17 protein-coding genes are annotated in these 20,742 nt (G+C 66.4%); 9 read left to right on the plus strand and 8 right to left on the minus strand.

The features are described 5' to 3' along the window. Positions 1-86 precede the first annotated feature (86 nt). Both ACYVF6_RS11365 and ACYVF6_RS11370 read left to right on the plus strand, forming a co-directional pair. A complete protein-coding gene (locus ACYVF6_RS11365; RefSeq protein WP_460519833.1) occupies positions 87-3,113 on the plus strand; it encodes an FAD-binding and (Fe-S)-binding domain-containing protein in 3,027 nt (1,008 codons plus the stop codon). Positions 3,114-3,401: 288 nt separating this feature from the next. Further along, positions 3,402-4,289, plus strand: a complete 888-nt coding sequence (locus ACYVF6_RS11370; RefSeq protein WP_460519836.1) for an SDR family oxidoreductase — start codon at positions 3,402-3,404, stop codon at positions 4,287-4,289. 6 nt (positions 4,290-4,295) lie between these two features. On the opposite strand, the gene ACYVF6_RS11375 is transcribed toward ACYVF6_RS11370, so the two are convergent. The 4 genes from ACYVF6_RS11375 to ACYVF6_RS11390 all read right to left on the minus strand — a co-directional run bounded on the left by ACYVF6_RS11375 (position 4,296) and on the right by ACYVF6_RS11390 (position 8,831). After that, positions 4,296-5,621, minus strand: coding sequence for a Gfo/Idh/MocA family protein (locus ACYVF6_RS11375; RefSeq protein WP_460519839.1), 1,326 nt, complete (start codon positions 5,619-5,621; stop codon positions 4,296-4,298). Positions 5,622-5,743: 122 nt separating this feature from the next. Next, the gene (locus ACYVF6_RS11380; protein ID WP_460519842.1) at positions 5,744-6,580 is read right to left on the minus strand and encodes a carbohydrate ABC transporter permease; all 837 of its coding nucleotides are present in this window, start codon (positions 6,578-6,580) and stop codon (positions 5,744-5,746) included. Then, positions 6,577-7,527, minus strand: a complete 951-nt coding sequence (locus ACYVF6_RS11385; protein ID WP_460519845.1) for a carbohydrate ABC transporter permease — start codon at positions 7,525-7,527, stop codon at positions 6,577-6,579. Before ACYVF6_RS11385 ends, ACYVF6_RS11380 begins: the two co-directional genes overlap by 4 nt. Beyond that, positions 7,524-8,831, minus strand: a complete 1,308-nt coding sequence (locus ACYVF6_RS11390) for an ABC transporter substrate-binding protein (RefSeq protein WP_460519848.1) — start codon at positions 8,829-8,831, stop codon at positions 7,524-7,526. Before ACYVF6_RS11390 ends, ACYVF6_RS11385 begins: the two co-directional genes overlap by 4 nt. 334 nt (positions 8,832-9,165) lie before the next feature. On the opposite strand from ACYVF6_RS11390, the gene ACYVF6_RS11395 reads away from it, so the two are divergent. Together ACYVF6_RS11395 and ACYVF6_RS11400 are read left to right on the plus strand one after the other, a co-directional pair. Next, complete coding sequence (locus ACYVF6_RS11395) at positions 9,166-9,834, plus strand: DUF1707 SHOCT-like domain-containing protein (protein WP_460519851.1); 669 nt, start codon at positions 9,166-9,168, stop codon at positions 9,832-9,834. An 82-nt stretch (positions 9,835-9,916) separates the two neighbouring features. Continuing rightward, complete coding sequence (locus ACYVF6_RS11400; RefSeq protein ID WP_460519854.1) at positions 9,917-10,861, plus strand: aldo/keto reductase; 945 nt, start codon at positions 9,917-9,919, stop codon at positions 10,859-10,861. Positions 10,862-10,868: 7 nt separating this feature from the next. On the opposite strand, the gene ACYVF6_RS11405 is transcribed toward ACYVF6_RS11400, so the two are convergent. Then, positions 10,869-11,633 carry an SDR family oxidoreductase gene (locus ACYVF6_RS11405; protein ID WP_460519857.1) on the minus strand — a complete coding sequence of 255 codons (765 nt, stop codon included), beginning with the start codon at positions 11,631-11,633 and terminating at the stop codon, positions 10,869-10,871. Between the two features lie 105 nt (positions 11,634-11,738). Between ACYVF6_RS11405 and ACYVF6_RS11410 the strand changes: the two genes are divergently transcribed. Further along, a complete protein-coding gene (locus ACYVF6_RS11410) occupies positions 11,739-12,593 on the plus strand; it encodes a helix-turn-helix transcriptional regulator (protein WP_460519860.1) in 855 nt (284 codons plus the stop codon). Here the strand turns inward: ACYVF6_RS11410 and ACYVF6_RS11415 are convergent. Beyond that, a complete protein-coding gene (locus ACYVF6_RS11415) occupies positions 12,535-12,894 on the minus strand; it encodes an acyl-CoA thioesterase (RefSeq protein ID WP_460519863.1) in 360 nt (119 codons plus the stop codon). The genes ACYVF6_RS11410 and ACYVF6_RS11415 overlap by 59 nt on opposite strands. Positions 12,895-12,998: 104 nt before the next feature. After that, positions 12,999-14,393 (minus strand): Scr1 family TA system antitoxin-like transcriptional regulator, encoded by a 1,395-nt coding sequence (locus tag ACYVF6_RS11420; RefSeq protein ID WP_460519866.1) that lies wholly within the window; start codon positions 14,391-14,393, stop codon positions 12,999-13,001. A 612-nt stretch (positions 14,394-15,005) separates the two neighbouring features. On the opposite strand from ACYVF6_RS11420, the gene ACYVF6_RS11425 reads away from it, so the two are divergent. Beyond that, on the plus strand, positions 15,006-15,221 hold the full coding sequence (locus ACYVF6_RS11425; protein WP_460519869.1) for a DUF397 domain-containing protein: 216 nt from the start codon (positions 15,006-15,008) through the stop codon (positions 15,219-15,221). A 143-nt stretch (positions 15,222-15,364) separates the two neighbouring features. Here the strand turns inward: ACYVF6_RS11425 and ACYVF6_RS11430 are convergent, their stop codons facing one another. Continuing rightward, positions 15,365-16,219, minus strand: coding sequence for a helix-turn-helix domain-containing protein (locus ACYVF6_RS11430; protein WP_460519872.1), 855 nt, complete (start codon positions 16,217-16,219; stop codon positions 15,365-15,367). A gap of 349 nt (positions 16,220-16,568) precedes the next feature. Here ACYVF6_RS11430 and ACYVF6_RS11435 point away from each other — a divergent pair, with 349 nt between their 5' ends. From ACYVF6_RS11435 to ACYVF6_RS11445, 3 genes are all read left to right on the plus strand, one after another. Then, positions 16,569-16,928 carry a hypothetical protein gene (locus ACYVF6_RS11435; protein WP_460519875.1) on the plus strand — a complete coding sequence of 120 codons (360 nt, stop codon included), beginning with the start codon at positions 16,569-16,571 and terminating at the stop codon, positions 16,926-16,928. Between the two features lie 177 nt (positions 16,929-17,105). Then, positions 17,106-19,220, plus strand: coding sequence for a prolyl oligopeptidase family serine peptidase (locus tag ACYVF6_RS11440; RefSeq protein WP_460519878.1), 2,115 nt, complete (start codon positions 17,106-17,108; stop codon positions 19,218-19,220). A 27-nt stretch (positions 19,221-19,247) separates the two neighbouring features. Further along, on the plus strand, positions 19,248-20,195 hold the full coding sequence (locus ACYVF6_RS11445; RefSeq protein WP_460519881.1) for a mechanosensitive ion channel family protein: 948 nt from the start codon (positions 19,248-19,250) through the stop codon (positions 20,193-20,195). The last annotated feature ends 547 nt before the right edge of the window (positions 20,196-20,742 follow it).

Below are 20,742 nucleotides of genomic sequence, written 5' to 3' on the forward strand. Positions count from 1 at the left end.
TTCGGGCATCTACAGGTGTCGCCTACCCCCCGGCCTAGGGATAAACCGACGGCCGGACGTGTAGAACCGCGCAGGAGGGAATGCTCGTGCTCAAGACCATCGATCGCCACCCGGACCAGCGGCACAAGGCGCTCGAGAACGCCCTACGCGCGCGGGTCGACGGCGAAGTCCGGTTCGACGACGGCACCAGGGCGACCTACTCCACCGGTGCGTCCAACTACCGTCAGGTGCCGATCGGGGTCGTGCTGCCGACCTCGGTCGACGACGCCGAACACGCGGTCGCCGTGTGCCGCGAGCACGACGTCCCACTGCTCTCCCGTGGTGGTGGAACGAGCCTGGCCGGTCAGGTCTGCAACACCGCCGTCGTCCTGGACTGGACGAAGTACTGCCATCGGCTGGTCTCGGTGGATCCCCAGCGCAAGAAGGCGATCGTCGAGCCCGGCATCGTGCTCGACGAACTCAACGACCTGCTGGCCGAGCACGGCCTGATGGTCGGCCCGAAGCCGTCCACCCACGTGAGCTGCACGATCGGCGGCATGATCGGCAACAACTCCTGCGGCGCGGCGGCCCAGGCCTACGGAAAGATGGTCGATGCCGTCGTACGCCTCGAGATCCTCACCTACGACGGCCTGCGCACCTGGGTCGGCGAGACCAGCGACGAGCAACAGCAGGCGATCCTCGCCGAAGGCGGCCGCAAAGCCGAGCTCTACCAAGGGATGCGCGAGCTGCGAGACCGCTACCTCAGCGAGATCCGCACGACCTATCCCGACATCCCACGGCGGGTCTCCGGCTACAACCTCGACTCGCTGCTGCCGGAGAAGCACTTCCACGTCGCGCAAGCGCTGGTTGGCAGTGAGAGCACACTCGTCACGGTGCTGCGGGCCGAACTCGACCTGGTTCCGGTCCCCGCGGCCGACGCGTTCGTGGCGCTCGGTTTCCCCACCATCGCCGACGCCGCCGAGGCGGTGCCGCGCATCCTCCGGCACGGCCCGGCAACCCTGGAAGGCCTCGACCACCGCCTGATCCAGCTCGAGCACAGCCAACAGCTCGCGGAGCAAGCCATCCAGGAGCTCCCCGACGGCGACGGCTGGCTGATCGCCACCTTCAACGGCGACGACCAGGCCGACGCCGACGCCCGGGCGCAGGCGATGATCGACGACGTCCGCTCGATGGCGCACCCGCCCAGCGCGAGGCTCATCGACCAGCCCGAACACGAAGCAGCCCTGTGGGCCGCGCGCGAGGCCGGCCTGGGCGCCACGGCATATCCTCCGCAGGGCGCGGAAACCCACGAGGGTTGGGAGGACGCCGCCGTTCCGCCCGAGCGACTGGCCGGCTATCTTCGCGACTTCCAGGACCTGCTGGCCCGCTACGGCTACGACTCCGCTTCCCTGTACGGGCATTTCGGGCAGGGTTGCGTGCACACGCGGATCCCGTTCGACCTGCGCACCACCGAGGGCATCGCCGCCTACCGCTCCTTCGTCGAGGACGCCGCGCGACTGGTGGTGTCGTACGGCGGCTCGCTCTCCGGCGAGCACGGCGACGGGCAGTCGCGCGGCGAGTTGCTGCCGATCATGTTCGGCGACCGGCTCGTCACGGCGTTCGAGGAGTACAAGGCGCTGTTCGACCCGCGCAACCGCATGAACCCCGGCAAGATCGTGCACCCCTACCCACTCGACTCCAACCTCCGCCAGGGCGTGGACTATCACCCGGCCGAGCCGCGGACCCATTTCGCGTTCCTCGAGGACGACCACCGCTTCAGCCAGGCGGCCGGCCGCTGCGTGGGCATCGGCAAGTGCCGCGGCCACGAGTCCGGTGTGATGTGCCCGAGCTATCGCGCGACCCGTGAGGAGGAACACTCGACTCGCGGCCGCGCCCGGCTGCTGTTCGAGATGCTCAACGGAAGCGTGATCAGGAACGGCTGGCGTTCGAAGGCCGTGCGCGACGCGCTCGACCTCTGCCTCGCCTGCAAGGGGTGCAAGAGCGACTGTCCGGTCGACGTTGACATGGCGACGTACAAGGCCGAGTTCCTCTCCCACCACTACGCCGGACGCGTCCGGCCGCCGTCGCACTACTCCATGGGCTGGCTGCCGGTGTGGGCGCGGCTGGCCGAACTGGCTCCGGGTGCCGTCAACGCGGTGACGCACGCTCCGGTGTTGTCGCGGGCGCTCAAGGCGGCCGGCGGGATCGACCAGCGGCGGGAGATCCCCTTGTTCGCAAGGCAGCGCTTCACCTCCTGGTTCGCCGGACGGAACAGCGCCGAAGGTGAACGCGGCAAGGTGCTGCTCTGGCCGGACACGTTCACCAACTCCTTCGATCCGGCCATCGCGCAGGCCGCGGTGAGTGTGCTCGAGAGCGCCGGCTTCGGGGTCGAGGTGCCGGAGCGCGCCGTGTGTTGCGGCCTGACCTGGATCTCGACCGGCCAGCTCAGCACGGCCGAACGCGTCCTGCGGCGCACGCTCGACGTGCTGCGGCCGGCACTGCGTTCCGGCACGCCTGTCGTGGTGCTGGAGCCCAGCTGCGCGGCGGTCTTCCGTTCCGACCTGCCCGACCTCCTGCACGGCGACGAGGACGCCGAGCGGCTGGCCGGTCAGACCAGGACGCTGGCAGAGATCCTCGGCGAGCGGGCGCACGCCTGGCGGCCGCCGTCGGCCGGCTGGCAGGCGCTGGCCCAGCCGCACTGCCACCAGCACGCGGTTCTCGGGTACGACGCCGATCGCGAACTGCTCGAACGTACGGGCGTCGACGTGGACGTGCTCGACGCCGGATGTTGTGGCCTGGCGGGGAACTTCGGCTTCGAGCGCGGACACTACGACGTCTCGGTCGCATGCGCCGAGGACAAGCTGATGCCTGCCGTACGGGACGCCGGGGCCGATCCGCTGGTGATCGCCGACGGCTTCAGCTGCCGTACGCAGATCGGGCAACTGGGAACGGCCCGGCCCGTCCACACCGCGGAAGTACTGGCGGCTGCCTTGCGTGGCGCGAGCTCGGCCCGTCCCGAACGGAGCGCTCGGCCATCCAAGGCTGCCCGGGCCGCGGCCCTGGGGGTCGCCGCCTCCGCGATCGTGGCACCTATCCTCGGAATCGCCTTGTGGCGCAGGATTCGCGGCCGCTAGGAGCCGCGAGGTGTAACTGGCAGCCGTCGAGGTAATCAGATGAGTATGACCAGTCTTGTGGAAAGTGAATGTCACGTCTGGTGGCATCGCGGACTGGACGCATGGGTTTGGTTGTGCTGGCGGTGCCGCACACCTGGAGCCGGCTGGAGTGGCCGGGAAGACTCGTGGCGGGCGGCGTTCCAATCCGCGATGGAGCATGGACGTAAAGCACACAGGTCGGTGATCCAGCCCGCAGGTCGTCGCGACAACCGCCGGTTTTCGGTCGGGTCGCGGGGGTAGTCCCGTTGAATGGCCGATCGACTTGTGGACCCCACCACCAAGTACCCCCGCCCGGGCCGGCAAGGTCCCGAGCAACAGGAGCACCCCGGACGCAGCCACGAGATGGACCTGCGGCCCGACCATGGTGAAGACAGCTACCAGGGCACCGGAAAGCTGACTGGCCGCCGCGCCCTCATCACCGGCGGCGACTCGGGGATCGGCCGGGCGGTCGCGCTCGCGTTCGCCCGCGAAGGCGCCGACGTACTCATCTCCCATCTCGAGAGCGAGCAGAGCGACGCCCGCGAAACCTGCCGCCTGGTGGAGGTGGCGGGCCGCACGGCCGTCGCCGCACCCGGCGACATCCGTTCCGAAGAACACTGCCAGGCGCTGGTGGGAAAGGCGGTCTCGGAACTCGGAGGACTCGACATCCTGGTGAACAACGCGGCGTACCAAATGTCGCAGGAGGGCATCGAGGCCATCACCACCGAGCAGTTCGACCGGGTGATGAAGACCAACGTCTACGCGATGTTCTGGCTGTGCAAGGCCGCACTACCCCACCTCGAGCCCGGATCGGCCATCATCAACACGACCTCGATCCAGGCCTACCAGCCGTCACCGCAGCTGCTGGACTACGCCACGTCCAAGGCCGCGATCCTCAACTTCACCAGGGCTCTGGCCCAGGAGCTGGCACCGAGGGGCATCCGCGTGAACGCGGTCGCGCCCGGGCCGGTGTGGACACCGCTGATCCCGGCCACCCTGCCGGCCGAGAAGGTCGAGCAGTTCGGCGCGGACACGCCGCTCGGCCGGGCCGGTCAGCCGGCCGAGCTCGCGCCCGCGTACGTCTTCCTGGCCAGTCAGGACTCGAGCTACATCACCGGCGAACGCATCGGCGCCACCGGAGGCAATCCGCTCCCCTGACCACGCTCAGGGAAAGCGCACCAGGTCGTTGATCCGCACCGGCAGCCCGGACGCGAACGACTTGTTCGCCGCCGCGCCGACCAGCATGGCGTACGCACCGTCGACGTGCGTCGCCGCGCGCGCGATCGGGTCAGGCTCTGCCTGCTCCTTGTCGCCGAACAGGTCCTCGAGCAGCCGCCGGTCGCCGCCGCCGTGGCCGCCGCTCCCCTGCTCGACCTCCACGACCTCGGGTACGTCCCACAGCGGCCGCAGCACGAGCTGCGCCTGGTCGATCGGCGGCCGCTTCTTGGCCGCCTCCTCCGACTTGTTCGGGTCGTTGCGCGAGCCGCTGACGTACGAGCGCTCCTCGACGTTCAGCTCCAGCCGGCCCTTGGTGCCGTTGAACATGACCCGGTATCCCTCCCACGGCGAGTACGCCGTGAGGTGGTAGGTCATCGTGGCCCCGGTCGCGTACCGGACCAGAACGGACATGTCGTCCTCGATGCTGATCCCGTCGGTGAAGACGTTGCGGTCGCGGATGTAGCCGTCCTCGTGCTCGGCGTCGAGATAGAGCGCCTTCAGCCGCGGATCGCTCTCGAGGTCGATCGCCCACGGGTCGTCTGCGAGGCCGGGCGTGCCGTGACTGCGGTACGAGCGGACCGGCTGGCCGCGGCGTTCGGCGTTGTCCCGGCCGTAGAAACGCAGGTCGCCGAAGCCGAACACGGTCTCCGGTGTCGCGCCCAGCCACCAGTTCACCAGGTCGAAGTGGTGACTGGCCTTGTGGATCATCAAGCCGCCTGAGTTGCGCTTGTCGCGGTGCCAGCGCCGGAAGTAGTCGGCGCCGTGCCGCGTGTCGAGCAGCCACTCGAAGTGGACCGAGATGATGTCGCCGATCGCGCCGCTCTGCAGCAGCTCCTTCACCTTGGAGTTGCGCGGCGCGTAGCGGTAGTTGAACGAGACCGTGAGGTTACGACCAGTCGTGGCCTGGGCGTCGAGGATGCGCTGGCACTTGGCGGCGTCGGTGGTGAGCGGCTTCTCGCTGATCACGTCGCAGCCGTTCTCGAGGCCGGCGACGATGTAGTGGTCATGCGTACGGTCCATCGAGGTGACGATCACCGTGTCGACCGACTGCTTGGCGATCATGTCGGCGAACTGCTCGGCGTGGAACGTCGGCACCGGATCGACGCCGTGGTCGGTACTGAACTCGGCGTTGTAGAAGTCCATCCGGGCCTGGTTGATGTCGCAGAGCCCGACCAGCTCGGCTCGCTCCTTGTAGCCGGTGAGCAACGCGTTGGTGAACATGCGAGAGCGGGACCCGAGCCCGACCACCGCGTACCTCTTCTTTGCGGCCACCGCCGCCTCCCGTTTCATCCTGCTCGTTGGTAAGCGCTTTCTCGCCTTACCCTATGCCCGGCTCCCGGCGACGGCAAAGCTACCTGTCAGACACTGGCCACGCTGTGCTCATCAACGGCTCATCAGCCCTTCAGCCCGGTCGTCGAGATCCCTTCCGTGATCTGCTTCTGGAAGATCAGGAAGAACACGAACACAGGAGTCATCGCCACCGTCGTCATCGCGAACATCGGACCCCAGGCCGACTCCTCCGTCCCCGTCGCGTCGATGAACGCGCGCAGGGCCAGCGGAACGGTGAGCTTCTCCAGGCTGCTGATGAAGATGACCTGGCTGAAGAAGTTGTCCCAGCTCCAGATGAAGGTGAAGATCGCCGTGGTGATCAGCGCCGGCTTCATCAACGGCAGCACGATGCGCAGGTAGATCTGGAACGGCCCACACCCGTCGATCCGCGCCGCGTCGTCGAGCTCCGTGGGCAGGCTGCGGATGAACTGCACCATCAGGAACACGAAGAACGCGTCGACGGCGAGGAAGTGCGGAACCGTCAGCGGGAGGTAGGTGTCGATCCAGCCGAACCAGTGGAACAGGGTGTACTGCGGCACGATCAGCACGTGAATCGGCAGCATGATGGTCACCAGCATGATGGCGAACCACAGCCGCCGGAACCGGAAACTGAGCCGGGCGAAGGCATAGGCCGCGAGCGAGCACGAGAAGACGTTGCCGACGACGCACAACGCCGAGATCAGGAACGAGTTGGCGAAGAACCTCGCGAACGGAAAGCCCAGCGCGAACCAGCCGTCGCGGTAATTGCTCAGGATGAAGTCGTCGGGCAGGAAGTTCACCGTGCCGAAGATCTGGCTGGCCGGCTTGAACGAACTGCCGACCATCCACAGCAACGGATACAGCATCACGAACGCACCGGCGATCAACAGCAGATGCGTGGCCAGTCGTCCGACCCTGTTCATCGGGAATCCTCGTAGTAGACCCAGTATCTCGACGTCGCGAACATGACGGCGGTGAAGACACCTGTAATAAGGAGAAGCGCCCAGGCCATTGCCGACGCGTATCCCATCCGGAAGTTCGCGAACCCCTCCTGGTACAGATAAAGCGTGTAGAACAACGTCGAGTCGACCGGTCCACCCGTGCCGTTGCTGATGATGAACGCGGGCGTGAACGCCTTGAACGAGCCGATCATCTGCAACACGAGGTTGAAGAAGATGAGCGGCGTGAGCATCGGAACGGTGATGTGCCAGAACCGCCTGAACCGGCCGGCGCCGTCGACCGCCGCCGACTCGTACAGCTCCTGGGGGATCTGCTTCAGGCCGGCCAGGAAGATGAGCATCGGCGAGCCGAACTGCCACACGTGCAGGATGATGAGCGTCCACAAGGCGTACTCAGGCGTGGAGATCCAGCCGGGTCCGACGATGCCGAAGAACGCCAACCCTTGGTTGACCAGACCTTCCTTGCCGAAGATCCGGCTCCACAGGATGGCGATCGCGACGCTGCCGCCAAGCAGGGAAGGCAGATAGTACGACGCGCGATAGAGCCCGATTCCCCTGCGGTTGCCGGCGAGCGCGACAGCGACCAGGAGCGCGAACACCACCGAGAGCGGCACCGACACCAGGACGTAGGTGAACGTCACCTGCAACGCGTGCACGAACTTCGGATCGTCCGCGAACCGCTGGTAGTTCTCGAAGCCGACCCAGTCCGGTGCGGTCAGCAGGTCGAAGTTGGTGAACGACAAGTACAGCGACGCGATGATCGGTCCGGCGGTGAGGACGAACAGCCCGATGAACCACGGCGCGAGGAAGACATGCGCCGCCCGGTTGTCGGTTCGCTGCTTGGGAGAGGCCACCGTGGCCCGGCCTTCCGGCCGGGCCCGGCGTGCTGTCTTGAGCAGGTTCGGCATCATCCACCAAGTGCTTTGGGCGCTCGTTCGAAGAACTCACTGACACCTTGCTGGATGCTCGCCTTGCCGTAGGCCACCTTCTCGGCCACCTCCGGGAAGATCCCGTCGTCGATCTCGGCGGCCCCCTTGGGCGGCGGCTGTGGCGTCGGGCCGACCTTGCCCTTGATCGCCGCGATGTACTCGAAGATGCGCTTGTCCTGTGGTGTCGCGTTGGCCTCGATCTGCGACCGCAGGCCCGGCGACGGTGGAACACCGCGCTCGGAGCCGAGCTTGTCGGCGACGGCGCCCTTGGTGACGAGCGAGTTGATGAACTCAGCCGCGGCGTCCTTGTTCTTCGACTTGGAGCTGATCGAGAACATCATCGAGGACTTGTAGTACTGCCCCGGCTTGACGGCGGTACCACCCGGATACATCCGGATGTCGGTTTCGCCCTTGCTGGCTTTGGACCAGGCGTTCAGCTGGTTGGACCAGGCGAAGCTGAACGCGGCCTTGTTGTTGGCGAGCAGGCTGTTGGCCATGTCGCCGGCGTTCTCGGCCTCGATCTCCGGCGTGGTGGCGGCGCCGGACTTCTGCAGGTCCTGCCAGTACTCCCAGTACGACGTGAGGTCGGACTCGTCGAAGCCGAGCTTGCCGTCCTGGTAGAAGTTCTTGCCCTGCTGACGTACCCAGGCCTCGAAGAGCACACTGGACAGGCCGCCGTTGTGCGTGCCGAAGCTGCCGTCGGGCAGCTTGGCGGCGAGCTGCTTGGTGAGGGTCGCGAAGTCGTCCCACGTGATGTCGTCGGCCGGCACCTCGAGCCCGGCGTTCTTGAGCACCGTCGTGTTGACGATCATCGCCATGGAGTTCAGTCCGGCGGTCACGCCGTAGAGCTTGCCGTTCAACTTTCCGCCGGCGAGCGAGTCGTCCGACCAGTCGTCGACCTTGATGCTCTTCGGCACGAACTCGTCGAGCGGCAGCAGGGCATTACGGGCCACGTACTCCGTGATGTAGCCGAAGTCCATCTGGATCACGTCCGGCGGCGAACCACCGGCGACCTGCGTCGCGAGCTTCGTCCAGTACGTGTCCCAGGTGAGCGGCTGCGGGTTGATCTGGAAACCCGCGTGGGACTTCTTGAACTCCGCGATCGCCTGGTTCGTCCGTTCTTGCCGGTCGGTGCTTCCCCACCACGTGAACAGGAGACGCTTGTTGCTGACCCCTGGGCTGGTGCTGTCGCCGTTGTCACCGCAACCGGCCAACGACAGTCCCCCGGCGCCGAGCAGCGCGATGCCGGAAGCGCCGAGCAAGCGCCGCCGACTGATTTGGTTCATTTCCTTTTCCCTCACATCCTGCTTCCGCGATCGTCGAACAGGTCGAACGCCCTCCCGCAATCGTCGAAAATTCGATGCCCTCTATCGAATCGGTATCGAAATACTCGCGGCGTACCTCAATGGCGGTAAGCGCTTTCTCGAAACATATGACAGACCGCTGGCGGACCGCAAGAGTCTCCAGTACCAGCCCGCCAACGGTTCGATGTATGCCGTTTAGCCCTCCCCCTTTTGAAGGCATTCGGCAAAGTTCGCAGGTCGCGGACCAGGCCGAATCCAACCGCGCCGCCCGGCCGACCCGTCCCACTCCCGCCCGCTCAGCGCCTAGACTCCTCCCGTGAGCCAGCTACCAGAGCCGATCGACCCTCGCAACGTCCGGGCGTCCGATACCGACCGCCACCAGGTCGCCGACCGGCTGCGCGACGCCGCGGCCGAGGGTCGGCTGACCCTCGACGAGCTGGAGGAGCGACTCGAGGGCGTCTACGGCGCCAAGACCTACGCCGAGCTCGAGCCGTACACCCACGACCTGCCGGCCCAGAACACGAGCGGCAGTCCCGGCCCGGCGGGCACGTTGCAGCGGGTCGGAGGCACTCCGGCGCACGCGGTGTCGGTCGCCATCATGGGTGGCGCCTCCCGTAAGGGCGCCTGGGTCGTCCCGCCGGCGTACACCGCGATCGCCTTCTGGGGAGGGGTCGAGCTGGACCTGCGCGACGCGAAGTTCGCGCAACAGGAAGTGGTGATCCGCGCGTTCGCCGTCATGGGCGGTGTCTCGATCACCGTGCCCGAGGACGTCGATGTGCTGGTCAACGGCGTGGGCATCATGGGCGGGTTCGAGGGCAGTGGCGCGGAGACGAGCATCCCGTCCGGCAACCGGCCGATCGTGCGCGTCACCGGATTCGCGTTCTGGGGCGGCGTGGACGTCAAGCGCAAGCCGCCGAAGGGACAGAAGCGGTCAAAGCACCCGAAGCTGCACGGCGACAACGACCGGCCCGAGCTCGAGAGCTGAACGCCCGCTGCCGGAATTGGCGCGGGGATCGGCCGGCCGATTGGACCGGGCCGGGTGGGTTCGGCGCGCATAGGCTGCCCGCATGACATTGAGGAAACGTCCGCTCGGCCGCTCCGGCGTCGAGGTGAGCGAGATCGGCCTCGGCGCCTGGCAGCTCGGCGCCACCGACTGGAACGGGCCCGGCGAGGCGGAGTCGTTCGCGATCGTCGACGAGGCGCTGAAGCTCGGCTGCACGTTCATCGACACGGCGCCGGCGTACGGCTCCGGGCAGAGCGAGGAATACCTCGGGCGCGCCCTGTCGGGACGGCGCGACCAGGTGGTGCTCTGCACGAAGTTCGGGCACTGGGGCGACGGCACGGCACCCGACTACTCCGCCGACCGCATCGAGGAGTCGGTCGAGCGTTCCTTGCGCCGGTTGCGTACGGACTATCTCGACGTGCTGCTCATCCACAGCCCGAGCGCCGAGGTGATGGACGGCACGAAACAGCCGCACTACAAGGTGTTGCAGCGGCTGCAGGACTCCGGCGTGATCCGTTCGTACGGCGTCTCCGACGCCGACGGAACGGTCGAGGAGCTGCGGCTGATCGCCGAGACGACCGGGTCGACGGCGGCGGAGATCCGGTTCAACGCCTTGTACCAAAGGCAGTTGGAGTACTTCCCCGCCGCTGCCGAGGCCGGCGTGGGCCTGATCGTCAAGGTGCCGTTGGAGTCGGGCTGGCTGTCGGGCAAGTACGACGCTCATACGGTCTTCAGCGACCGGGCGCGGCAGCGCTGGAGCGCGGCGGAGATCTCGCGACGTGGGGAGCTGGTGGCGGAGTTCGGCGCGTTGCTGCCGCCGGGGGTCAGCATGACGCACGGCGCGCTGCGGCACATCCTCGCGCAACCCGAGGTTTCGTCGGTGATCCCGGGCATCAAGTCCGTTGCCCAGTTGAGAGATGACCTGGCAGCGGCGGACGCGCCGCTGCCCGCCGAGACGCTTTCGGCTATTCGCGCGCTCGGCGAGCAGCAGGCCGTACTCGGCTGGTGACGGGGTTTTACCAGGGCAGCACGCCGTACGTCGGTGGTGAGTCGGGCGTGCTGCCGGCGGACCAGAGGTAGCCCCAGAGCTGGCCGGTCGGGCCGTCGTCGGGCAGGGTGGCGAGGTGGACGGACACGTCGGCACCCTGCTCCGCCGTCCGGAATCCGCTGTTCCTGTTGAGATCCGTGGCGCAGTAGCCGGGGTTGGCGGCGTTCACCTTGATGCCTTCCGCGGCGAGCTCCTTGGCGTACATCGCCGTGACCATGTTGAGCGCGGTCTTCGAGCTCGGATATGGCAAAGATGCCATCGGCCACATGGGGCTCTCGGGGTCGGTCGTCGCGCCGATCGAGCCGACTTCGCTGGAGACGTTGACGATGCGCGGGCTGTTCGCCTTACGGAGAAGGGGAAGCATGGCGTTGATGACGGCCACGACGCCGAAGACGTTCGTCTCGTAGACCTTTCGCATGGTCTCGAGCGTCGTCTCGGTGGGCTTGCCGGTGCCGTCGAAGAGCGCGATGCCCGCGTTGTTGATCAGGATGTCGAGCTTCTCGTAGTCGTTCTGGATTCGCTCGGCCGCCTGCTGGACCGACTTCTCGTCGGTGACGTCGAGCTGGACGGCGTGGGCGTCGGCGCCGGTGTCGCGTAGCCGCTGGGCGGCCTGCTCGCCGCGCTGCTCGTCCCTGCTTCCGACGAGGACGGTGGTGCCGTTGACGCCGAGGAGTCGCGCGGTCTCGTACCCGATTCCCTTGTTGGCGCCTGTGATCAGGGCGATGGTCGTCATGGTTTCAGAGCCTGCCGCTGTCCTGGTGGTCGCGGGAGAGACCGGCTGGGACTGGTACTGGGAGTACCACCCCCTTGGCGGCTTTGGTGGGGCATGCTTGGTGAGGTGAGTGGCGTACGGCGACCTGAGCTGGCGGCGTTCCTGCGCGCGCGGCGGGAGCGGCTGCAACCGCCCTCGGTGGGCCTGCCGGTGTCCGGCGGCCGGCGGCAGACACCCGGCCTGCGGCGGCAGGAGGTCGCAGGGCTGGCCGGCCTGTCGGTCGACTACTACATCCGGCTCGAGCAGGGCCGCGGCCCGAACCCCTCGCGGCAGGTGGTGTCGGCGCTGGCGCGTGCGCTGCTGCTGAACGCGGACGAGCGGGACTACCTGTTCCGAGTCTCCGGGTTGGCGCCGCCTGTGGTCGCCGGCCCGGTCGGCGTCGTACCGCCGGCGATCCTGCAGCTGGTGACGCACGCGCTGGTCGCCACGCCGGCGTACGTCGTGGACGCGAAGTACGACATCCTGGCGTGGAACAAGCTGGCCAAGTTCTTCATCGGAGACTTGTCTGACTATGCGCCCTCGGATCGCAACATGATCCGCTGGATGTTCAGCCGGCCGCTTGACGACGTGCACTGGGACGACGAGCAGAGCGCGCGCTTCGCCCGCGCGTCAGTCGCCGACCTGCGCGTGGCGTACGGCCGCTACCCGGGCGATCCGGGCCTGACGTCTTTGGTGACCTCACTGCTTGCGACGTCACCCCGCTTCGCCACCCTCTGGAACGCCCACGACGTCGAAGAACGGCGACAGCTGGTCAAGCGCCTGGACCACCCTTCGCTCGGGCCACTGGAGTTCGAGTGCCAGGTGCTCCACGTGCCGGACACCGACCAGCGCCTGATCGTGTACGTGCCTGAGCCTGGGTCGCCTACCGAGGCCGCGTTCCGTCGATGTAGCGCGTCAGCCAGTCGCGTTCCGCTTGGCTGAACCTGCGTGGCCGCTCTGTCTCCGCATCGTAAGCGGCGAGCACACTGGCAGCCTGGGAGTAGACCTGCTCATCGTCCCTGATCACGTAGCCGATGGTGACCGCTGAGGCTTTGAGCTCGGTGACCCAGACCTCCGCAGTGAGCGGCTCGTATCGGTAGAGCAGCGGGCGCTTGTAGTCGATCTCATGCCGTACGACAACCAGGTCACCGTTGAACGAGTCGATGCCCGCCTTGGTGGCGGCTTCGAAGAACAGCGCTACGCGAGCCTCTTCGAGCAGCTTGAGCTGCTGAACATTGTTCACATGCCCGTACGAATCAACGTCACTCCACCGCAATGGGCACTTGCATACGAACGCCACGCAGCAGATCCTGTCACGCGGCCGAGTCACGCAAACCGGGTGCCTGCCTACAGCTCCTCCATGATCTCCCCGAGCCTTCGCACCGACGCCTCGTGGCTGAGCGCTACTTCGTGCATGGAGTCGAAGGCCGCGCGACACTGGCGGACCGTCACCGCGTCCTCGAGGAAGAGACTTCCTGCCCGGCCTTCGACGTATGCCAATGGAGGGCGCACGTCCTCGCCGAAATCGAAGATCGTGAATGGCCCGACGACTCCCGGATATGCGCCAACCGACGGCGGAACCAGCCTGAAACTCGCCATCGACGACTCGGCTGCCCTCGAGAGCTTCTCCAACTGTCGCCTATGCACCTCAGAGCCACCCACCGGCCGCCGCACAGCTCCTTCGTCGAGGACGATGTGAATATCTGGCCGGCTTCTGGACAACACTTGCGACTGGCGCTCCAGTCTGACCGCGATTGCCTGCTCCAGACCTTCCCTCGACAGGGAGAATCTGGCTTGCTGGAACAGTGCCCTGATGTATCCCTCAGCCTGAAACAGGCCTGGAACAACCATCGACTCATAGGTTCTGATTTCGGTGGCCGTCGACTCGTACTCTCGCAAATAGGTGATCGCGGGCATCGGTCGCACGTTGAACGCCGCAGACCACACCTGAATGCCCGGCTCGTGTGGGAGTGCCGGTTGCGTGTTCCGAGCCGATGCTCCACCGAGGTCCGGATCCTCCCGGAGAACTCGCTCGTGCAGGTCACGAAGCGCAGGGCCAACGTCGATACCCAGGTCTTCGGCCAGCCGAGCCCTCACCCTCTGAAAGGCGTCCAACGCTTCGGCAAGCCGCCCGCTTCGATACAGGGCGAGCATGAGTAGGTAGGTGAACTGCTCACGGTATGGATACTCCGAAGCCAGGGCAAGGAGCTCAGGTATGAGATCCACGTGCCGACCACCCTGGAGTGCGATCTCGGCCCGATCCTCCAGGCCCTGGAGCCACAGCTCCACCAACCGCTTCACTTCAGGCTCCAGGTAGACGCAGTCCTCCAGCCCGCCATAGGGCCGGCCTCGCCATAAGCTCATGGCCTGATCCAGCAGTTTCGAGGCTTCGGCCGAACTGTCGTTCTGGAGGGCAGCTCGCGCCCTCCTGAGGCGTTCCTCGAACTCGATGGCGTCAAGCTCGCCTGGATGAACAACAGCGGCGTAGCCAACTGGGTCAAGCGCGATGCGTTCGGTCTCACCAAGTTGCCGGCGCAACCGATGGACATAAATCTGGAGTGCCTTTGTGGCGTCACCAGGAGGCGAGTCTTCCCAGATTGCCTCGATCAGTTCCGATGCAGCGATCGGGCGCCCGGCTCTCGACAGCAGCACTCCAAGGAGTCGTCTCGGTAGCCTTGCCTGCAGCCTGACCGCGGAACCTCCGCGACGGACCTGAAGTGGCCCAAGCACTTCGAACCGCATCGCTGCCTCCGCTCCACCCGTCCGGATAGTGCAGACGCCACGGCAACCTATGGCAGGACCGACGACCAGCGCCGCTGCCTGCTCCCCTATGCATGCAAACAGACGCTCAACCACGGCGCAACCAGCGTGCAACCCAGGAACCAGAGGCCTACCTGATCCGACGTCCGGCTCAGGTGCAGCGGGCCGAGAACCGTGGCCCCCTCGTATGCCCGATCAGTGAGCGACGCAGGCCGAGACCTGTCCACAGTCCACTCGAGAGGCGGAGCCGACACGCAACACGAATCAGTGGCGCATCTCACTGGACCATCCGCAGGTCACACACGTAAGGTTAGCCCTCGTCGGCAGACCCAGCCGACCCAGAGCCGCGCCCAATCCATTGGCACCAGCTACGCCGTGGCCTGGGCATATGAGCCCACACGGTCGCATGTAGCGGCAGCCCTCCGAGCCTCGCTGGATGACCGCCGGATCGGGTCTCGCAGGATGCTGACAGGCGAGCCCAGACTGAGCGCCTTCCGTCCGCCAAGGTTGGTACGTAGTAGTGTCAAGCCGACAATCCTGGCGATTCGGTCAGGCCAGTCCAAACCGTACATGTCTAGACCGAGATGAGGACCTGTGACTGAGAGCGCGAATGATCTGGCCTTCGCGGTGTGGCGCAAGGCCAGCGCATCGGCCAACCCGGGGGGCGCCTGTGTCGAGGTGGCAGCGATCCAAGATGGGTTCGCCGTACGCGACTCCAAGGATCCGAGCGGACCGGCGTTAATTTTCCGCACGTCCGAATGGGATGCACATATCGTAAGTAGCAAGGACGGCTTGTTCGATCTGGCTTGACCAGTACAAAGCGCATCGGTAGCGGCAACTGGGCGAACTGCGGTCGCATTTTTGCCGAATTCACGTAGCAGACGCACGTGACGCTGCCAGCAATGTCGGCGTCACATGCATCGACTGAGATAGCGTTGACGATAAGGCAAGATTCAGATCTCGTTCAGGATCGATCGGGTAAACGCCAACGACTCGTCACGGCTGAATGCGACAGAATTCATCCGGCTGAATGCATCTCGGTAGCCTTGCACATCGTCCGCTTCTTCGACATAAAGGTTTCCAGCGCGACCCTCGGCGTACATTACCGGTTCTCGGACTCCGGAGCCGAATTCGAAGATCATCACCTGACCGGTAAATCCAGGATATGCTCCCGCCGACATTGGAACGATCCGAAAATCCTCAACCTTCTTCTCCGCGATCTCAATCAGGTGTTCCAATTGCTCCCGATGCGCCTCTGGACCGCCGACGGGACGGCGCACCACGCTCTCGTCCAGAACGATGAAGAGCTCAGGCGGATTGGGGTTGAGTAGCTTCTCCTGCCTGGTGAGGCGCAGCTTGACTGCACGCTCAAGGTCGTCAGACGACAGATTGGGAACCATCGCGGCCGTAAGCGCTCGCGCATAGGCAGCCGTCTGGAAGAGGCCCGGCACGCACATCGACTCGTAGATGAGGATCGATGTGGCTGCGGACTCGAACTCGAGGAGGGCGCTGGTGTTGTTCTCGTAGAACGGGCCAAGGCTCGACCACCACGCCCGTTGCCGGCCACGCTTCTGCAGGTCCAGCAGCTCCGCCCGCTTCTCCTCGTCCTGGACGCCGTAGTGGTTCAACAGGACCAGGAGGTCACCCCGGGCGACGGAGACTTCGCCGTGTTCCATGCGACGCGCGGTCTTCAGCGAACACCCCAGCAGGCGTGCGACCTCCTCCTGCGTGACCCCAGCTGCCTCCCGCAGCTGGGTTAGCTGCCGTCCCAGCCGCCAGCGGGGGACGGTGGGTCCAGGTGTGCTCATAGCCTCTGATCCTCCTCCGAACGAGGCCGAGGATCAAGCCAATCCGGCTTCTACAATCTGTCCGGGACAGATATTCTCAGACAGAAGTGCTTGACCAGCCTGTCCGTGGCCTGCGATCATTGAGACAGCTTCTCCGGCCGCAGGTCGCCCGACCAAGGGGAACCCGCCCATCGCAGCGCAGGTCTTCCAGGAACCGGCTGGTGGAGAAAAGGTCACAAACTGACGGCAGTGGCACCGCTATGGGCCTCCCTGCCCGTCGACGGCGCGGCATGTGCCGAAATTGCCACAACGCTGCGAATTGCCGGCGGCAAGCCCACCGCGGAGTCACCGCGGACGGAGGTCGCATCTCATGACCTGGGATAGCACTTGGCCGCCCGAACACCAGCAACGCGCCGTCTGCGCAACCAAGCAGAGGCACGTCCGCCGGCTCTACACCGCGCTGCTCATGGCCGGGTATCAGGCCAAAATCGTCAACGACGGTACTTACGGACAGGCGATCGAGCTTCTCTTGCCCGATGCCTCCGATTCCTTCCTCTTCATCGAGTGCAAAGCCGTCGGCAGGCGCTGGCGCTTCATCGGAAGCAGCTACCTGCCCGTGCTCGGCACCGCCGACGACATCGACGCCACGGTCGAGAGGTTACGCAGGCTGATCGGATCCCCGAGATCCGAGCCGTCCGACCACCCGGAAAGACGTAAAAAGGGCGCCTGACACCAGATACGACGAACTCGTACGACAAGCGAACGAGGCACCCGGCAGGGCCGGAACCTGCCAGCCTTGTCCGAAGTACGAACGCCAGACGTCCTTGACCTCCTGCGCGACCTATCCTTGACATCTTGTCCAAAGACCAAAAGGACTACTTGGCGCCCAGGTTTAGGGTGGTAGCCCGTGGCCAAAACACAAGATTCGTATCCGTCCGCGCAGCGCGACGATACCGCCGATGTGCTGCACGAACGCACGATTCCTGATCCCTATCGTTGGCTCGAAAACGCGGAAAGTGCGGAAACCGCACAATGGCAGACCGCACAGGATGAGTTGTTTCTGTCTCATCGGGCGGGTTGGCCACACCATGAAGCATTCCGTTCACGCATTCAACAATTGCTGGCAACGGGTGTGGTCGGCCCGCCTTCCTGGCGCGGTAAGCGGCGGTTCTTCATGCGCCGCCAGCCGGGCCAGGAGCACGCCGTTCTGCACGTCGTCGACAGCGCGGGCGAGCGCGCGCTGGTCGATCCGATCGCGTTGGATCCGACGGGTGTGACGACGCTGGATGGCTGGCATCCCTCCAAGGAGGGCAATCTGCTGGCCTACCGGATCTCGCAGGGCGGGACGGAGGAGTCCGAGCTGTACGTGATGGACGTCGCCTCCGGTGAACTGGTCGACGGCCCGATCGACCGGACCCGTTCGTCCTCGATGGCGTGGCTGCCCGGTGAGAAGGCGTTCTATTACGTACGACGCCTGCCGCCCGAGCAGGTACCCGACGGTGAGGCGCAGTACCACCGCCGGGTCTGGCTGCACCGGGTCGGCACCGACCCGGCCGGTGATGTGCTGGTGTTCGGCGGCGGGTTCGACAAGACCGCCTTCTTCGGCGTCGCGGTCAGCCACGACGGCGACTACCTCATCGTCTCAGCCAGACAGGGCACCGCCTCCCGCAACGACGTCTGGATCGCCGACCTGACCACCGGCGCCGGCTCCATCGACGCCCCCACCCTGCACCCGCTCCAGGTCGGCGTCGACGCCCAGACCTCCCCGCGGATCGGACGCGACGGACGGCTCTACGTCGCCACCGACCGTGACGCCCCCCGCGGCCGGATCTGCGTCACCGACCCCGCCACCCCCACCGCCGAGCACTGGCAGACCCTCATCGCGGAACGATCGGACGCGGTCCTGGAGGATTACGCCATCCTCGACGGCGACCAGCTCGAGCGTCCCGTCCTGCTGGCTGGCTGGACCCGGCACGCCGTCAGCCAGATCACCGTCCACGACCTGGCAACCGGCGAGCAGCTCGGCACCGTCCCCACGCCGGGCATGGGCTCGGTCGGCAGCCTGGTCGAACACCCCGACGGCTCCCACGAGGCGTGGTTCGGCTACACCGACTACGCCACCCCGGCCAGCATCTGGCGCTACGACGCGCGCACCGGCCAGTGCGACGTGTGGGCCACCCCGCCCGGCACCGTCCACGACCTGCCGGCGATCCACACCGAGCAGGTGGAGTACAGCTCGGCCGACGGCACCACCGTACGCATGTTCGTGCTCAGCCAGGAAGGCCAGCCGGCCACCCCGCGGCCCACGATCCTGTACGGCTACGGCGGCTTCAACATCTCCCTCACCCCCGCCTACACACCCAATGCCCTGGCCTGGATCGAGTCCGGCGGCACCTATGCCGTGGCCAACCTGCGCGGCGGCGGCGAGGAAGGCGAGGACTGGCACCGCGCCGGCATGCGCGCCAACCGTCACCGCGTCTACGAGGACTTCGAAGCCGCCGCCGACTGGCTCGTCGCCAACGACCGCACCACCCGCGACCAGCTCGTCATCTCCGGCGGCTCCAACGGCGGCCTGCTCGTCGGCGCCGCCCTGACCCGTCGCCCCGACGCCTACCGCGCCGTCGTCTGCTCCGCACCCCTGCTCGACATGGTGCGGTACGAGAAGTTCGGCCTCGGCCGGCTGTGGACCGACGAGTACGGCAGCGCCGAGGACGCCGAGCAACTCGACTCGCTGCTGTCGTACTCCCCCTATCACAACGTACGGTCAGGAACCGCTTACCCGACTGTGCTGTTCACCATCTTCAACGGCGACAGCCGCACCGACACCATGCACGCCCGCAAGATGGCCGCCGCCCTCCAGCACGCCACCACCGCCGACCCCGACCGGGCGCCGATCCTGATCCGCCGCGAGCACGACGTCGGACACAGCCAGCGCTCGATCTCACGCTCCGTAGGCCTCGCCGCCGACACGCTGAGCTTCGCCGCCTGGGCATGCGGCATGCACCCCGACGAGGTTGGCTAGCCAGCTTCGTTCATTAGGCTTTGTCGAATGCTGTTAGCGCTCGCCCTGCCCGACGACTGGACGTGGCCGAAGATCTGGGCCGTCGCCGAGACGCCTGTGCGCCTGGTCGGCTTGATCGTGTTCGCGCTCCTGGCGCGTTGGCTGGTCCACCGTACGATCGACCGGCTGGCGGCTCAGGCGGCCGGGTTCGCGCCCCCGAAACTGAAGAACCCCATCAAGGGCCCCAACGCGCCGAAGTTCCTGCGCACGCGGGCTGCCGTGCGCTCTCCGTACAACGAACGGCGCGGCCAGCGTGCGAACGCGCTGGCGTCGCTGTTCAAGAGCATCACGACGGCGGTCGTCGGGACGATCGTGGTGCTGATGACGCTGGACGCGCTCGGGTTCTCGCTCGGGCCGCTGCTGGCGTCGGCGGGGATCGCGGGCGCGGCGATCGCGTTCGGAGCGCAGAACCTCGTGAAGGACTTTCTGTCCGGAGTGTTCATGCTGGTCGAGGACCAGTACGGCGTCGGCGACGTCATCAACATGGGCAGCGTGGTGGGAACGGTCGAGGGGGTCGGCCTCCGGGTCACGCGGGTCCGCGACGGCGAGGGGGTGCTGTGGCACATCCGTAACGGTGAAGTGATCCAGGTCGGCAACAAGAGCCAGGGCTGGTCCGCGCTGACACTCGACGTGGAGGTCGCGTACGACGAGGACGTGGATCGGGTCGAAGACCTGCTGAACGAGGTGTCGGCGGCGATGGCCAAGGAAGAGGACTGGCGCGACAAGTTCATCGACCCGCCGTCCTCGCTGGGGATCCAGCAGGTGACGAGCACCGCAGTGACGATCCGGATGCTCGGAAAGTGCGTGGCGAACCAGCAGTTCGGCGTCGAACGAGAGCTCCGGCAGCGGATCAAGACGGTGTTCGACCAGGAGGAGGTGAAGGTGCCGCCGCCCACGTGGAACGGCGGTCAGGGCACGCCCACGGGCGCCCCGTAGGCCGGGCGTGGCCCAGGAGTCGCCGCGCGCAACCGGTTCGCGAGAGCTGCTGGACGCTGTCGAGGCCGCCTACGGGAACCTGGAGCACTCAGCTCGCCCATGTTGTTCGCGCTGTGAGGTTGGCCAGGATGACGGCGGAGGAGAACAACGCAAAGGGTCGGAAGGGACAAGATCGACTTCGTTTTCTCGCGGAACGGCGAGCGGTCGTCTCGGAAGCTGCGGGATGCGGGAAATGCCGTTTGACAAGGCGAACTCGGCAACCAGCGAAAGGGAAACCGTCGCTCGGATGGCAAGAGCGCGGCCTTCAGCCGAGCCGCCGCCCGAACCAGGTGCCGGCCGCAAACGCGTCGGCTGTCGGCACACTCCGGCAGCAACGACCGCCCGGCGGAGGCCTGGCAGGAAACGGGCACACCGGGCTGGCGTCCGACGAGCGGAGCGGGGTGACGGGGAACGTCAACGCATCCGGCAGGCTCTGAGGGACCGAGCAGCCGCCGGATGGGTGGCCGGGCTCGGTGCGCCGGCCGAGTCCGGCAGCCGGGCGGGCAGG

Source organism: Flindersiella endophytica (assembly GCF_054779015.1).

Coding starts and splice junctions, on each gene's coding strand:
- ACYVF6_RS11385 (WP_460519845.1), bottom strand. CDS start 7,527: ATGATGCCGAACCTGCTCAAGACAGCACGCCGGGCCCGGCCGGAAGGC.
- ACYVF6_RS11420 (WP_460519866.1), bottom strand. CDS start 14,393: ATGCGGTTCGAAGTGCTTGGGCCACTTCAGGTCCGTCGCGGAGGTTCC.
- ACYVF6_RS11435 (WP_460519875.1), top strand. CDS start 16,569: ATGACCTGGGATAGCACTTGGCCGCCCGAACACCAGCAACGCGCCGTC.
- ACYVF6_RS11405 (WP_460519857.1), bottom strand. CDS start 11,633: ATGACGACCATCGCCCTGATCACAGGCGCCAACAAGGGAATCGGGTAC.
- ACYVF6_RS11380 (WP_460519842.1), bottom strand. CDS start 6,580: ATGAACAGGGTCGGACGACTGGCCACGCATCTGCTGTTGATCGCCGGT.
- ACYVF6_RS11390 (WP_460519848.1), bottom strand. CDS start 8,831: ATGAACCAAATCAGTCGGCGGCGCTTGCTCGGCGCTTCCGGCATCGCG.
- ACYVF6_RS11445 (WP_460519881.1), top strand. CDS start 19,248: ATGCTGTTAGCGCTCGCCCTGCCCGACGACTGGACGTGGCCGAAGATC.
- ACYVF6_RS11430 (WP_460519872.1), bottom strand. CDS start 16,219: ATGAGCACACCTGGACCCACCGTCCCCCGCTGGCGGCTGGGACGGCAG.
- ACYVF6_RS11370 (WP_460519836.1), top strand. CDS start 3,402: ATGGCCGATCGACTTGTGGACCCCACCACCAAGTACCCCCGCCCGGGC.
- ACYVF6_RS11400 (WP_460519854.1), top strand. CDS start 9,917: ATGACATTGAGGAAACGTCCGCTCGGCCGCTCCGGCGTCGAGGTGAGC.